The 13,505-nt window shown below is 41.3% G+C and carries 15 protein-coding genes; 2 read left to right on the top strand and 13 right to left on the bottom strand.

Annotated elements, in window-relative coordinates; translation table 11 throughout:
• Window positions 1-237: 237 nt before the first annotated feature.
• The 13 genes from pstB to GXZ17_RS03080 all read right to left on the bottom strand — a co-directional run bounded on the left by pstB (window position 238) and on the right by GXZ17_RS03080 (window position 11,552).
• A complete protein-coding gene (pstB, locus tag GXZ17_RS03140; RefSeq protein ID WP_409375833.1) occupies window positions 238-996 on the bottom strand; it encodes a phosphate ABC transporter ATP-binding protein PstB in 759 nt (252 codons plus the stop codon).
• Window positions 997-999: 3 nt separating this feature from the next.
• Window positions 1,000-1,875: a phosphate ABC transporter permease PstA gene (pstA, locus tag GXZ17_RS03135; protein WP_409375832.1), complete on the bottom strand. Its 876-nt coding sequence runs from the start codon at window positions 1,873-1,875 to the stop codon at window positions 1,000-1,002.
• Entirely contained in the window at window positions 1,872-2,756 is an 885-nt protein-coding gene (gene pstC, locus GXZ17_RS03130; RefSeq protein ID WP_409375831.1) for a phosphate ABC transporter permease subunit PstC, read from the bottom strand. The genes pstA and pstC overlap by 4 nt, the downstream gene beginning before the upstream one ends.
• 64 nt (window positions 2,757-2,820) lie before the next feature.
• The gene (gene rsmI, locus GXZ17_RS03125; protein ID WP_409375830.1) at window positions 2,821-3,669 is read right to left on the bottom strand and encodes a 16S rRNA (cytidine(1402)-2'-O)-methyltransferase; all 849 of its coding nucleotides are present in this window, start codon (window positions 3,667-3,669) and stop codon (window positions 2,821-2,823) included.
• A gap of 5 nt (window positions 3,670-3,674) precedes the next feature.
• A complete protein-coding gene (locus GXZ17_RS03120; protein ID WP_409375829.1) occupies window positions 3,675-5,084 on the bottom strand; it encodes a DegQ family serine endoprotease in 1,410 nt (469 codons plus the stop codon).
• A gap of 2 nt (window positions 5,085-5,086) precedes the next feature.
• Window positions 5,087-6,061 (bottom strand): hypothetical protein, encoded by a 975-nt coding sequence (locus GXZ17_RS03115; RefSeq protein ID WP_409375828.1) that lies wholly within the window; start codon window positions 6,059-6,061, stop codon window positions 5,087-5,089.
• Window positions 6,061-6,513 (bottom strand): anti-sigma factor family protein, encoded by a 453-nt coding sequence (locus GXZ17_RS03110; protein ID WP_409375827.1) that lies wholly within the window; start codon window positions 6,511-6,513, stop codon window positions 6,061-6,063. Before GXZ17_RS03110 ends, GXZ17_RS03115 begins: the two co-directional genes overlap by 1 nt.
• Before the next feature lie 4 nt (window positions 6,514-6,517).
• Window positions 6,518-7,123, bottom strand: a complete 606-nt coding sequence (locus tag GXZ17_RS03105) for an RNA polymerase sigma factor (RefSeq protein WP_409375826.1) — start codon at window positions 7,121-7,123, stop codon at window positions 6,518-6,520.
• Window positions 7,124-7,189: 66 nt separating this feature from the next.
• The gene (locus GXZ17_RS03100) at window positions 7,190-7,981 is read right to left on the bottom strand and encodes a stage 0 sporulation family protein (protein WP_409375825.1); all 792 of its coding nucleotides are present in this window, start codon (window positions 7,979-7,981) and stop codon (window positions 7,190-7,192) included.
• Window positions 7,959-8,957, bottom strand: a complete 999-nt coding sequence (gene holB / locus GXZ17_RS03095; protein ID WP_409375824.1) for a DNA polymerase III subunit delta' — start codon at window positions 8,955-8,957, stop codon at window positions 7,959-7,961. Before holB ends, GXZ17_RS03100 begins: the two co-directional genes overlap by 23 nt.
• 34 nt (window positions 8,958-8,991) lie before the next feature.
• The gene (locus GXZ17_RS03090) at window positions 8,992-9,330 is read right to left on the bottom strand and encodes a cyclic-di-AMP receptor (protein ID WP_409375823.1); all 339 of its coding nucleotides are present in this window, start codon (window positions 9,328-9,330) and stop codon (window positions 8,992-8,994) included.
• A gap of 4 nt (window positions 9,331-9,334) precedes the next feature.
• Window positions 9,335-9,991 carry a dTMP kinase gene (gene tmk / locus GXZ17_RS03085; protein WP_409375822.1) on the bottom strand — a complete coding sequence of 219 codons (657 nt, stop codon included), beginning with the start codon at window positions 9,989-9,991 and terminating at the stop codon, window positions 9,335-9,337.
• Window positions 9,984-11,552 (bottom strand): R3H domain-containing nucleic acid-binding protein, encoded by a 1,569-nt coding sequence (locus GXZ17_RS03080; protein ID WP_409375821.1) that lies wholly within the window; start codon window positions 11,550-11,552, stop codon window positions 9,984-9,986. The genes tmk and GXZ17_RS03080 overlap by 8 nt, the downstream gene beginning before the upstream one ends.
• A 587-nt stretch (window positions 11,553-12,139) precedes the next feature.
• Here GXZ17_RS03080 and GXZ17_RS03075 point away from each other — a divergent pair.
• Together GXZ17_RS03075 and GXZ17_RS03070 are read left to right on the top strand one after the other, a co-directional pair.
• Window positions 12,140-12,613 carry a GNAT family N-acetyltransferase gene (locus GXZ17_RS03075; RefSeq protein ID WP_409375834.1) on the top strand — a complete coding sequence of 158 codons (474 nt, stop codon included), beginning with the start codon at window positions 12,140-12,142 and terminating at the stop codon, window positions 12,611-12,613.
• Window positions 12,614-12,687: 74 nt separating this feature from the next.
• The coding region (locus tag GXZ17_RS03070) for an acyl-CoA dehydratase activase-related protein (protein ID WP_409375820.1) at window positions 12,688-13,505 on the top strand (818 nt) is incomplete at its 3' end.

Below are 13,505 nucleotides of genomic sequence, written 5' to 3'. Positions count from 1 at the left end.
TGAGCCACAGCTCTTTTTACCGATCGTAAATACCTATCTACTCTTTCTCTGGAATGACGCAGTACATACCATCTTTCTAGAAAAATAGCCAGAGAAATTATAGAACAGAGAATAATGGGATACATAACGTATCCGCCTTTAGTTATCAAAGAAAAAATTTGCATAGTTAGAAAACCTCCTCTACCGAGAAACCACACTCTTATGTTATCCTACTTTGCTTCTTTCAGTTCCTCCCTATTAGCCAAATCTTCCGGTAAGGTAGTCTTCGGTTTCTTTCTTTTGAGGGTTGGTGAAAATCTGATTAGTGAGACCAAATTCTATGAGTCTTCCTAAAAGGAGAAAGGCAGTATAGTCCGAAGTACGAGCCGCTTCTTGCATATTATGAGTAACTAAAACGATGGTGTATTTTTCTATTAAACTCCTGATTAATTCTTCTACTCTGGCGGTAGCAATAGGGTCTAACGCTGAAGCTGGCTCATCCATAAGCAAGATTTCTGGCTCCACTGCTATGGCTCGAGCAATACAAAGACGTTGTCTCTGACCTCCAGAAAGATCAAAAGCCGAAGAGTGAAGCCTATCTTTCACCTCATCCCACAGAGCTGCCGCCTGTAGACTTTTTACCACTTGTTCTTCGATGGCTTTTTTATCCTTCCATCCCTGAATTCGCAAACCGTAAGCTACATTTTCAAAAATACTTTTGGGAAAGGGATTGGGCACTTGAAAAACCATACCGATGCGTCTTCTCACTACCACCGGGTCTACACTTTCATCATAAATATTGCTCCCATCAAAAATAATCTCTCCCTCTACCCTCACATCCTCAAGAAAATCGTTCATCCGATTGATGCTACGCAGCAAGGTAGACTTACCACAACCCGAAGGGCCAATAATGGCCGTAACCTTGTTCGCTGGAATATTTAAATTAATTTGATGGAGCACTTGCTTTTCTCCAAAAAATACATTTAAATCCTTAATTTGTAGTTTAATTTCCTCCATTTTTCACCACTTTCTAGCTCGCCTAGCCCTTCCTCGCAGATAAATAGCGATAAAATCAATAGCTACAACCAGTAAAATTAAAACCACCGCTGTCCCGTAAGCAAGAGGAATCTGTTTATCTGGCCTTGTACCCTCAGTCATCAATCCATAAATATGATAAGGAAGAGCCATAACCGGGTCAAAAAGAGATTGAGGTAACCTTCGAGCATAAAATACAGCAGCGGTAAACATGATGGGGGCAGTTTCCCCTGCTACTCTACCCACAGCAAGAATTAAACCAGTAAGGATTCCTGGCAGGGAACTGGGTAAAACCACCCGCCAGATAGTAGTCCATTTATTGGCTCCCAGGGCAAGAGATGCCTCTCGAAAAGAAAGAGGAACTGTTTTTAAAGCTTCCTCTACTGAGGTAATGACCACAGGAAGAGACATAATGCCCAGGGTAAGAGCACCAGAAAGAAGAGATACACCAAAACCAAAAATTTTAACGAAAACTGCGAGGCCAAATAAACCAAAAACTACCGAAGGCACCCCTGCCAGGCAATGGATGGCAGTACGAATAGCTCTCACTATCGGATGACCGGGAGAAGCATACTCCGTTAAATAAATAGCAGAAAAAACACCTAAAGGTAGAGACACTACTACACTACCCAATACCAGGTAAAAAGTTCCTACAATAGCAGGAAAAATACCCCCCTCAGTCATACCCCGACGGGGAGCAGCAGTCAAAAATTCCCAATTGATTACTTTTATTCCCCGGGACAGGATGAAATATAAAATTAGACCCAAAACTGCAGCAATCAAAACCATGGATAACCAAAATATAGTAAACCATATATTCTGAACTAAATATCTTTTTTTCAAGCTCTCTTCCTTTATCATCTAGTCCTCCCTTCTCTCCCCCTTGTAGCTAAACTCTCCACTAAAATATTGAGAACAAGAGTAAACAGGAAGAGAATGATAGCCAGACCAAAAAGGGAGTGGTAGTGTGGACTACCAACTGGAGCTTCACCCATCTCTACAGCAATAGTTGCAGTTAAAGTACGTACCGGCTGAAAAAAACTTTTAGGTATAACCGGAGCTCCTCCTGCTACCATTAAAACCGCCATGGTTTCTCCTATAATCCTCCCCGCTCCTAAAATGATTGCTGCTCCAACTCCTGAAGAGGCAGCAGGTAAAACCACTTGACGCAAAGTCTCCCAGTGAGTTGCTCCCAGAGCAAGCGATGCTTCTTTGTAGCTGCGAGGAACTGAAGTGATGGCATCTTCTATCACGCTGATTATGGAAGGCACAGCCATTATACCTAAAATCAAAGACGCAGTGAAAGCAGTGAGACCGGTAGAAAGAGAAAGGAAGTCGCGAATAAAGGGAGCAACAACCAACACTCCAAAAAAGCCATAGACAACGGAGGGAATGTCGGCTAACAGTTCAACAATCGGTTTAAGAATCTCCCTTCCCCGAGGAGGGCAAAGCTCAGCTAAAAATATACCAGCAAAAAGGCCTAAAGGAACAGCAAAAAGCAACCCTCCAGCAGTAACCAATAGAGACCCCAAGATAAGAGGCAACGCTCCAAACTGGGGAGGAGAGGAAGTAGGATACCATCTTCTACCTAATAAAAACTGAGAAAGGGAAACATGAGCAAAAACTGGCAACCCTTCTGCAAAGAGAACAACCACTATGCCAATCAAAAAAAACAGAGAAGAAAAGGCAATTAAAAAAAGTACTATTTCTGCTCCTTCCCGCTTTTTTCTTTTCAGAATCACTACCTCCTCATTCAGGAAGTCAAATTTATACCATTGGTAATTAAAGCAGTTTTCCTCTTCAAAATCAACTCGACTTTTCCCTTTCCAAAACCTCTTTCAGCTTATTTTTACTTATCGAAAACGCATCACTCACCACTTCCAATATTTGCCGAGGAGAAATCCCCTGCCGAGAAAGAGACTTAACTAACCTCTCCGCCTCAGGCGGTATCTGTTTCTCTATCTTTTCTCCCTCTATCACCAGCACAACTTCTCCCTTTATCTTTTCTCGCTGAGATAAAATTCCTAAAATATCTCCAAGTTTTCCCCTCAATATTTCCTCGTGGATTTTAGTTAGTTCCCGCAAAAAAACAATCCTTCTCTCACTCCCAGCTATTTCCTCAATTTCTTCCAGGGCAGACACCACTCGATGAGGAGACTCATAAATAACTATTGCCTGGGGAAGATAAAGAAGTTGTTCTAAAATTTTCCTTCTCTCTTTTTTCTTTCGAGGTAAAAATCCCAAAAAAGTAAAACCGGAGAAGGAAAAACCGGAGTAAACTGCTGCTACTACCAAAGCAGAAGGACCAGGAAGAACTTCGAAACTCAACCCCTCTTCTTCCAAAATATTCACCAATTCCATTCCTGGATCCTGAATCCCCGGCATTCCCGCGTCAGAAACGAGAGCTATGTTCTTACCCTCTTTAAGTAATTTTACTATTCGGGAACTAACCTCTCTTAAGTTGTAGGAATGATAGCTAAAAAGAGGTTTTCGAATATGATAGTGGTTGAGAATCTTCAACGTAACCCGGGTGTCCTCACAAGCGATGAAATCAACTTCCTGAAGCACCTGAAGAGTGCGCAGAGTAATATCCTGCAAATTTCCCAAAGGAGTAGGGCAAAAATATAATTTGCCCCACTCCTTTCCTACTTCCATAAATTCTAAGACTGTGGTTCTTCAGCTTTGAGAGGAACAAAATAGGTCTGTCCTGCCCTACTAATGAGCAAAAGAACGGTCTCTCCTGGTTCTATTTCACTGATAGCAGCTTCCCAATCCTTTAAGTTTTTAATTTCTTCCCGATTGACTTCCAGAATTACATCTCCGGGCCGCAGACCAGCATCATCAGCAGGACCACCAGCTTTTATTCCCACTATCACCACTCCACTCTTCTCTCGCAAAGCATACCTATCAACGAGGTCAGGAGTAATTTCCCCTACTTCCAAGCCCAAATCTATCTTTTCAGTAACTGGTAGTACGGAAATACTTTCTTCTAATTCCGCTAAAGTTACTTTTAAGGTGATAACTTTCCCATCTCTCCAGATTTCAACATCAACCACATCTCCCGGGCGATGAGAGCGAATGGTTTGCTGCAGAGTTTTTATATCAGGAGTTTCTATTCCATCCACTTTTAAAATCACATCGCCTCTTTTAATACCTGCTTTTTCTGCCGGACTATCGGGAGAAATGTCTGCCACCAACGCTCCTTCGGCCTCTTTTAAACCAAATTTCTCAGCCATTTCAGGAGTGAGGTTTTGAATGACTACCCCCAGCCAGGCCCTTATTACTCTTCCTTCAGTTATGAGCTGATCCAGGATAGATTTAGCCATATTTATAGGAATGGCAAATCCAATACCCTGCGCATAAGGAAGGATAGCGGTATTTATTCCAATAGCTTCTCCTTCCAAGTTAAGAAGAGGTCCTCCACTGTTTCCAGGATTAATAGCAGCATCAGTCTGCAAGAAATTCTCATATTCCTGACCTGAATCTCCAGCAGCTATAGGTCTGCCTTTGGCACTCAAAACCCCTACAGTAACAGTGTGAGAAAGTCCATAAGGATTGCCAATGGCAATTATCCATTCTCCCACTCGGGCAGCATCGGAGTCGCCCAAAGAAATAGTAGGAAGACCCTGAGCTTCAATTTTTACCACCGCTATATCAGTGAGAGTATCCGAACCAATAACCTTACCTTCAAACTCTCTCCCGTCTAAAAAAGTAACTTTTATTTCATCTGCTCCGCTCACCACATGTTCATTGGTTAAAATATAGCCATCGGAACGAAAGACAAAGCCGGTGCCCAAACCTTTAATCGGAACCTGCCTTTCCTCCGGTACTATCCCTTCAAAAAACCGCCGAAAAAAGGGATCACTAAAAAAAGGAGCAAGGGGAGAACGATAAGTGGCCATTTTAAGAGTATCTATGTTAACTACCGCCGGGCTGACCTTTTCCACAATGTCAGCCACGATGTTGGTAGTCTCAGGTATCGCACTCACTGCTGAGGCTACTCCCCCCACCAGAGAAACCAGCAAAATTACCGTCCAAAAGCTTAATAGCTTGGTTTTTTTAATCCACACAGCTAATTACCTCCTTCCCAGGTAATAGAATTGAAAATCTGCGTTATCGTCTCTAAATCAAAATTTCCCATCAAAGCTAAATAAAATCCGCTCTTTTCTCCCATCAAGGTAACTATATCATCCTCCTTTTTCAAAGAGATTTTTCTGTTTCTTTTTTCCCCGGATAATGTCAGGGGATAAACACTTTGCCATAAAGAAAAATACTGTAAACCATCAGTATAAACCATCTGGTACCAGTCTCGATCCTCGTTCTTCACTAAATAAACTTGTTTTAGATGAAAACCCGGAGGTAATAGAGAAGGCTGGAACAGCTTCTTACCGCTAACACTGAGAGAAGGTATGGTAATGTCAGAAGGTTTTTTCATGGCTTCCACATATTTTATTAACTGGGTGTAATCAGGAGAATAATCCCGATACACAAAACTTCCCTCCTCCTTTAGCTTCCCCTCTGAAGTGTAAAAAGCCTGAGAAACCAGTGAGCCCTTTTCATCTACTGAAAAGGAACGGATGACCTTGCCAGTATGGCGAGAAATCACTCGTCCTTTTCTATCTTGCAAATCTAATAGATAATTTTCTAAAAGCAATTCCAGATTGTTTTCTTCAGGGGGAAGGAAAGGAAGAGTGTAAAGAGGGTAAACTCCTTTAACTTCTCCACTTGCCAGGTCCACTACATAACGGTAGTTCCCCTTTTTAACAGTAACCAGGTCTCCCTCGTTTAAGTTTCTCCACGCTAAACCAATATATTTCAGATGAATAACTTCGTAAAAATCTTCTCTTCCTGAACGACAATCTCGATTGGACCATATCCCCCAATAATCGCGGTCAGTAGATTTCTTGACCATCTCTTTCAGAAAGGATAAAGCCTCTTCCGGATTGACTATTTCCGCTCCAGCTACAGAAAAAGACGAAAAACCCCAGCAAAAAATCAAAAGAAAAAAACTAAACCCTACGAAAATCCAAAAAACAGATTTTCTCACTACCTACCACCGGAGACCAGCTCCAAGGTTCCGATAAAATTGGTTTCTTGTTTTAAAGGTATATCCAACTGGTTACCACTTAAGCTCTGGTGAAGATCTACCAGAACTTCAGGATGCATAACCTCGATTTCCCATTGAGCTTGCTCTTGAGAAAAAACAAAAAATAAAGCTATAATCACTAAAGCGGCGGCAAGAGAGAAGAAAGCTATCTCTCTACTTCTCATCGCTCTTGCCTGTCTCCTTACAGCTTCCCAATCAACCTTAAAATTCCAATTAAAATTGGAATCACTATCTAAATCTCTCATCAGATTCCTAATTACCCGAAGCTTCTCCAGCTCCTCTTGACAGGTAGAACACGACATCAGATGTCTCTTCAAAGACCTGTATTTTTCGGCAGTCAATTCTTCATCCAGATAAGCAGAAAGCATCTTTCCTGCTTCTTTGCAATTCATATTCTCATCCCCAAATAGAGAGGAAATCCTCTCCATAGCTCTCTTCTACTAAACTTCTCACTTTCTTCCGAGCTCTATGAAGTCGGGAGCGAACTGTTCCTAAGGGACAGCCAATTATTTCGCTGGCTTCCTCATAAGAATAGTTCATCACATCACAGAGCACTATTACTTCTTTCATCTGAGGAGGAAGCTTTTCAATAGCCTCTTGAAGAAAACTAAGAACCTCTCTTTTCAAAGTTCTCTCTTCCGGGCCTTCCCCTTTAGATTCCAGAAAATCCCAAACTTCGGTTTCTTCTCCATCTTCTCGTTCCCTTCCCGGATGAAAGATTTTGAAAAATTTCTCTTTTTTAAAACGCTGACGATGAACATTAAGCAGAATAGCAGACATCCAGCTTTCGAAAGAATAGTTGGCATTATAACTGTGTCGATACTGGTAAGCTCGTAAAAAAGCTTCTTGCACCAAATCCCGGGCTTTATCCATATTGCCACTCAGATGATAGGCAAAACGAAGAAGCCCACTTTCACAACTTTTAACCTTTTCCTCAAACCACAATTTTTCTTCTTCCAAAGTTAAGCCCTGATACCAAACCTGAACTTCAGCTTTGTCCATTTATCTCACTCACTTTCTATCCCCAAAATATTCCTGGAACATTAAAAAGTTCCTTTCTTCACCACCTTATAAAAAATAACGATGATATTCTTCCTCGGTGATTCGAACCTTTTTCCCATCTTCCAGCTCCAGGGAAATACTATCTTTAAAAATATCCACTTCTAAAATTTTTGCCAATCCCCAGGGAGTGATTATCTTGCTACCTTTTTTGGGCAGGCGATGAATAAGCCGACGGTATAGGGGATATTCAAAAGCCAGACAGCACATAAGACGCCCACAGACCCCAGAAATTTTAGCCGAGTTAAGAACTAAATTTTGTTCCTTAGCCATCTTAATAGAGATGGGGTCGAAATTGGTTAAAAAAGTATTGCAACACAACTCTCGCCCACACATCCCACATCCACCCATCATCCGAGCTTCATCCCTCACCCCCACTTGCCGTAGCTCAATGCGAGTTTGAAAAATAGCGGCTAACTCTTTAACCAGCTGCCGAAAGTCAATCCTTTCTTCTGAACCAAAATAAAAAGTTAACTTACCTCGATCCAGAGTATAGTGAACCCGTAAAATCTTCATCGGGATCTGGTAGTGAGCAACCAATTCTTCAGCTTTCTGGAGAGCTATTTTTTCTTTTTCCCGATTAGCTTCTGCCTGATCTAAATCTATTTTTTGAGCTTTCCGAATTACCGGCTTAAAATTATCCTCAGGAGCTAAAAAAACTTCCTTTGCTACAATACCTATTTCTAAGCCTATAGAAGTTTCTACCACACACTTATCCCCCGAGCGTAAATCCAAACCTCGGGTTTCAAAATGATAAATTTTAGGATTGTTCTCGAATTTAATTCCTACTACTTGAGGCACGATTCCATTCACCTCTCCACAAAAAAAGAAATCTACATAAAACTATATCCCAATTTAGATTACCAGAAATATCAGAGATCAAATTATCCACTAAAATTATTAACCTCCTCCAGGTTTCTGCTTCTTGTTCTTTCGCTTCTTCCTGTACTTTTTCTTTTTCAAAAAAAAGCAAATTAGAGCATTGACCCCCCACTACCTTCCACACCCACAAATCTCTCAAATACTGCTCTAAAAAAATCATAATCAGAGGCAGCTGTTCCTTATTATCATAGAACCAGGAGCCCAGAGAAAGAGAATCCCTCTCGCTTTTCAGTTTGTACCACAATTCCCAAAATTTATCCTCCAGACCGCTTCTACCCTCCTTGATCTCTTCCGCTTTTCCCAGGCTACCCTGGGAAAAGGAAGATGCTCTCCTGGCCTCTTCTTCCTTCCATCCCTTCTTCTCCACCAAATAATTACTGATTTCTGAAGAAGAAAGAGGAGAAAACTCCACCACTTGACAACGAGAAATTATAGTGGGTAAAAGAGAAGCCCGTTGAGAAGTGATCAAAATCACCATGCTCTCCCCAGGTGGTTCTTCTAAAGTCTTTAAAAGACAATTAGCCGCCTCTTCAGTCAGTTTTTCTGCCTCTTCTATTATCCCTACTTTCATTTTGCCCATTAGCGGCTTGAAATTGAGCCACCTCACAAAACTTCTTATTTCATCTATTTTTAAATAATCACCCGAAGGAGAGAGAAAAGAAATATCGGGGTGGGTAAGATTAATTATCAACCGGCAGTTTTCGCATCGATCACAACTTCCTTCTTCAGTAGGATTCAAACAATTAAGAAGCTTAACCAACTCCAGAGCAAAAGTGGTTTTTCCCACCCGGGAAGGACCGGAGAAAAGATAAGCATGAACGACTCTTCCTGAAAGAACAGCACGCTCGAAAAACTCCTTCTGTCTTTCGTGACCACAAATTTCAGACCAGCTCATCAAATCAACTCATCTTATCTTCCCGCGAGAGAGGTCAAAATCTCTCATAATACAAAATGGGAACTTCAAAAAGAACTCCTCCTCCTCTCACTACTTTAATCCTCTGGGGAACAAAAGGACCAATAGGTTCATTGAGAGGAACAGTAGATTCTACAATCTCTTCCCGGCGAGAACATGTTTCTCTGATTAATTTTCTCACTTCTTCTTTGCGCTCTTCCTCTATACCGATCAAAAGAGTGGTATTACCTTCCCGCAAGAAACCACCGGTAGAAGCTAATTTAGTGAAAGAAATGTTCCTATCTCGCAGATTATCTAAGAGCTTAGCAACATCTTGATCTCGCACCACACATATTAAAAGTAAATTAGGAGACACAAATTCACCCCCTTCCCCTTAATCTTTGCCATATAGTGTCTCGAATAATAAAAAAAACCTCTTCTTCAGAATAATCAGTAGTATCGACTACCACAAAACGCTGGGGAGATTCTTTAGCCAGCTGGAGATAGCCATTTCGAACAGCAAAGAGAAATTCCTTAGAAGCTAAAAATTCTTTTTCAAAACGCAGCTCTTCCTCTTCGGTATGGGAAAAAGAGCGAGCCAGGCCCACTTCCGGTTCTACATCAAAAAGCACAGTTAAATCAGGCATAACCCCCTCGGTAGCAATATCATTTAAATAGCAAAGATAAGAAAGAGGCACTCCCCGACCATACCCCTGATAAGCCAGGGTGGAATCGGTGAATCGGACACATATCACCACTTTACCTTCATGAAGAGCAGGATTTATCACTTCTTTTACATGCTCTCGACGTGAAGCCTCAAAAAGAAAAGTTTCGGCAAGAGGGTCGATCACCCCGCTTTCGGGATTTAGCAATATATCTCTTATTTTTTCTCCCATAGGCGTTCCCCCTGGCTCTCGAGTCAACAAACAGGGAATACCACTTTCCTCCAGAAAAGAAAATAACCGACGAGCATGAGTGGTTTTTCCGCTTCCCTCAATTCCTTCCAAAGTAATCAAAAAACCAGGTCTTTCATTCATGACGGTTTTCTTCCAGAATACGGGGGTAGATTACGACCCGGCGGAAGGGTTCCTCTCCTACGCTTTTAGAGAAAAGGTGATAACGCTCGGCAATTTTATGCTGCAAGCGCCTCACTGAAGAGTTACGAGGAGAAAGCTCTATAGCCTCCCCTACTTTGAGCACTTGCCGAGCCGCTCTTTCTGCCTCTATTAATCCCGAGTCTCCATTGCCTGAAGAGAGATCACTATAACCGAAAAGGTCCTGTACAAACTTATAAATCTGATTATAAGTGTTGCTACGCACCACGTGAACCGGTATACCTCGGTTCTCTGCCTCCCTTATCTTGCTTCCTTTATTGCGATAGCGACTTTTAAGGGTGAGAAGAATATCTGCTTGATTGATATCTTCTACTATCTCAAGAGGAACCTTAGCGTGAGCAATGGCTCTCTGTACATAATTTTTACTTACAGCGAAGAGGTAAACCCGTAGTAATTGACTCTCAAAAAATTCAGGAACTACTTCTGTCTCCTGTGCCATTTTCGCATCTACAAAAGAAGAGGCCCTTTTGTCCTCTTCCACCACCTTAACCGTTCCCTCTTTGGTTCTTTTTCTCACCTCTGGTCGAGGGTCATAACCTCGCAACAACAAATCTACTGCCTGAGCAGTATCATGGTAAATGCCCAGTGTATCTCGGTCACGCAATTCAATAACCACATCAAAAGTAGGAATAGCTTTGCGCTCCAGTACCGCTTTCTGACTCCCCCGACGATGAGCTTCCTCGTCACTCAGTATCACTGACTGAATTCCTCCCACCAGATCGCTTAAAGTAGGATTCAATAGGAGGTTTTTCAGAGTGTTGCCATGAGCTGTAGCAATAAGCTGTACTCCTCTCTCGGCAATAGTTCGGCAGGCTCTTGCTTCCTCTTCTCTTCCAATTTCGTCCACGATGATAACCTCAGGCATGTGGTTTTCTACCGCCTCAATCATCACATCATGCTGTTTCTCAGGAGATGATACCTGCATCCGACGAGCTCGACCAATAGCAGGGTGAGGAATATCTCCATCACCAGCTATTTCATTAGAAGTATCCACTACTACCACCCTTCTCTGGAACTCATCACTCAACACTCGAGCTACCTCGCGAAGTTTGGTAGTTTTACCCACTCCCGGTGGCCCCAAAAGCAAAATATTTTTACCTGATACTATAACATCTCTGATTATATCAATAGTACCGTATACTGCTCTCCCTACCCGAAGAGTGAGCCCTACAATATTTCCCAATCGGTTACGAATACAGGAAATACGGTGAAGAGTCCGCTCAATACCTGCTCGGTTATCTCGAGTAAACATTCCCACCCTTTGAACTACGTAATCAAGATCTTCCCTCTCTATTATCCTATCAGAGAGAATCACAAAACCTTTGGCAAAACGGGCTTCGGGAGGACGCCCCAGATCCATTACCACCTCTATCAAATCATCAGCATTTTCGCGCTCTTCCAAAAGAATTCTGATATGATCAGGTAAAACTGCAAAAAGCTTGTCTAAGTTATCTACTACTCCCACTCGATAACCATTACCCATAGTACTGTTTTTTCTATCCTCCTTCTACTTAACTTTCATCTATTTATTATCAAAAACCAGCATTCGCCCTGTTTATTTCAAGAGAAACTCTTCTCAAGAACATTATTGGCTTAAAATAGGCTTAGACAATTATAACAGCTTATGGAGAGAAAGAAAAATTCTATCTTCCTTCTCCTATATAACCATTTTTGTTACTGTAATGACTTCTCGTATCCTTCCCAATAACGGCGTATAATATTATGGAGCAAACAAGTTATTAAATTGCTCAAACTTTTAAAGGCAAGCTACATCAGAGGTTAAAAGCTCGGCATCACCACGCCCGCCGGAACGCATTCCCCCCAGCGTTGATATTCTAAATTTTTTAATCTCTTGTGCTCTATATTTTTCTCTCAATATTGTCAGGCTGCAAAGCTGATGCTCGCGGTGACGGTTAAATTGGTTGACATAATAATATCAAGGTACAAATAAGAAAAGCAAAACACTGAGTAGAGGGATTTTGCAAGGGATTTTGGGGTTAAATATAACAGAAAAAAATAATGGAAAAATTCATCTTCAATTTCAGAGGGAAGGGAAGCAAATTGGTAGAAGTGACTATTGAGAAAAATTTGAGTTATTGTCAATTTAAAGAGTTAATTCCTGACCTTGTTTCCATTTATCAGCGAGCTTATGAGAATCTTCCTGAATATCGAGATGACAGCTACTGTAAAATAGCGGCTTATTTCTCCTGGCTATGGAAGGGAGATCCTGAGGGTTTTTTAGTAGTTTTTGAAGGAAATAAACCAGTAGGATTATTAGGAATGCATACTAACTGGAGAGAAGGAAAAGAATATCTGGCTGAGATTCATGAACTCGTGGTAGATCCTCAATTTCAGGGAAGGGGAGTAGGAAAAAAATTGATAGAGGAAGCAATCCAGATTGCCCTTTCTCGAGGGAGAAAGAAAATAGAGTTGTGGGTAGGAGAAAAAAATCGCAAAGCCCAAGAGTTCTATCTCCATAATGGATTTCAAGAAAAAGAGCAGAGGGGAATATGGATTAGAATGATAGAAGAATTGGATTTGTAGGAAGAAGAGTTTTTTGTTTTTTAGGATTTAAGTTGTATAATAAAGCCTGAATGTTTTTAAAAGTAGGTGAAAAAATGAAGGTAGGCATTCCGCGGGGTCTTTTATTCTATCGTTTTTATGCCCTCTGGAAAACTTTTCTGGAAGAACTGGGAGCAGAAGTAGTAATTTCTCCTCCCACCAACAAAGGCATTATCCAAAAAGGTTTAACCTACGCGGTGGAGGAAATTTGTTTTCCAGCCAAAGTGTTTTTGGGACATGTTCTCTATCTTAAAGACCGAGTGGACCTCATATTTATTCCCCGAATAGTCAGTTTTCACAGGAGAGAATATAATTGTCCCAAAATATTAGCTCTTCCTGATTTAGCCCGTAACCTCTTTAATATTCCTGAAGAAAGGATAATTGGTGACGAAATTAATATGCGGGAAGAGGGGATGCGAGGCTGGAGGCGAGGATTTTTAAACATTGGTAAACACTTTACTACTAAAGAAAGTAAAATTATGAAAGCTCTGAATTTAGCAGAAAAAGCTCATAAAGATTATCAGGCCAACCTCAAAAAGGGCATGCTCCCCGAAGACTTGATTGACCACAAAAATCCCCTTCCTCTCCGGGAGAAGAAAATTGTCCTTTTAGGCCATACTTATCTTTTGAGTGATAGCTATATAAATATGAATATCACCGAAAAAGTCAACGATCTCAACTACTCGGTAATCACTCCCGATATGGTAGATGAGGAAAAGAAAAGATACTATCTCTCTACTATTCCTAAACCCAGTTTCTGGACTATTTCTAATGAAATCATTGGTAGCACTTTATACCATCTCAAAGAGAGAAAACCGGAGGTCAGAGGGTTTATCCATCTGGTTTCCTTTGAGTGTGGACCAGATTCTTTAGT

The organism is Candidatus Sordicultor fermentans, from assembly GCF_012728195.1.
GTDB classification, from domain to species: Bacteria; Atribacterota; Atribacteria; order Atribacterales; family Caldatribacteriaceae; genus Sordicultor; species Sordicultor fermentans.
This window is presented reverse-complemented; position numbering and strand designations above follow the sequence as displayed.

Coding starts and splice junctions, on each gene's coding strand:
- pstB (WP_409375833.1), bottom strand. CDS start 996: ATGGAGGAAATTAAACTACAAATTAAGGATTTAAATGTATTTTTTGGA.
- pstA (WP_409375832.1), bottom strand. CDS start 1,875: ATGATAAAGGAAGAGAGCTTGAAAAAAAGATATTTAGTTCAGAATATA.
- rsmI (WP_409375830.1), bottom strand. CDS start 3,669: ATGGAAGTAGGAAAGGAGTGGGGCAAATTATATTTTTGCCCTACTCCT.
- GXZ17_RS03110 (WP_409375827.1), bottom strand. CDS start 6,513: ATGAATTGCAAAGAAGCAGGAAAGATGCTTTCTGCTTATCTGGATGAA.
- GXZ17_RS03105 (WP_409375826.1), bottom strand. CDS start 7,123: ATGGACAAAGCTGAAGTTCAGGTTTGGTATCAGGGCTTAACTTTGGAA.
- holB (WP_409375824.1), bottom strand. CDS start 8,957: ATGAGCTGGTCTGAAATTTGTGGTCACGAAAGACAGAAGGAGTTTTTC.
- tmk (WP_409375822.1), bottom strand. CDS start 9,991: ATGAATGAAAGACCTGGTTTTTTGATTACTTTGGAAGGAATTGAGGGA.
- GXZ17_RS03080 (WP_409375821.1), bottom strand. CDS start 11,552: ATGGGTAATGGTTATCGAGTGGGAGTAGTAGATAACTTAGACAAGCTT.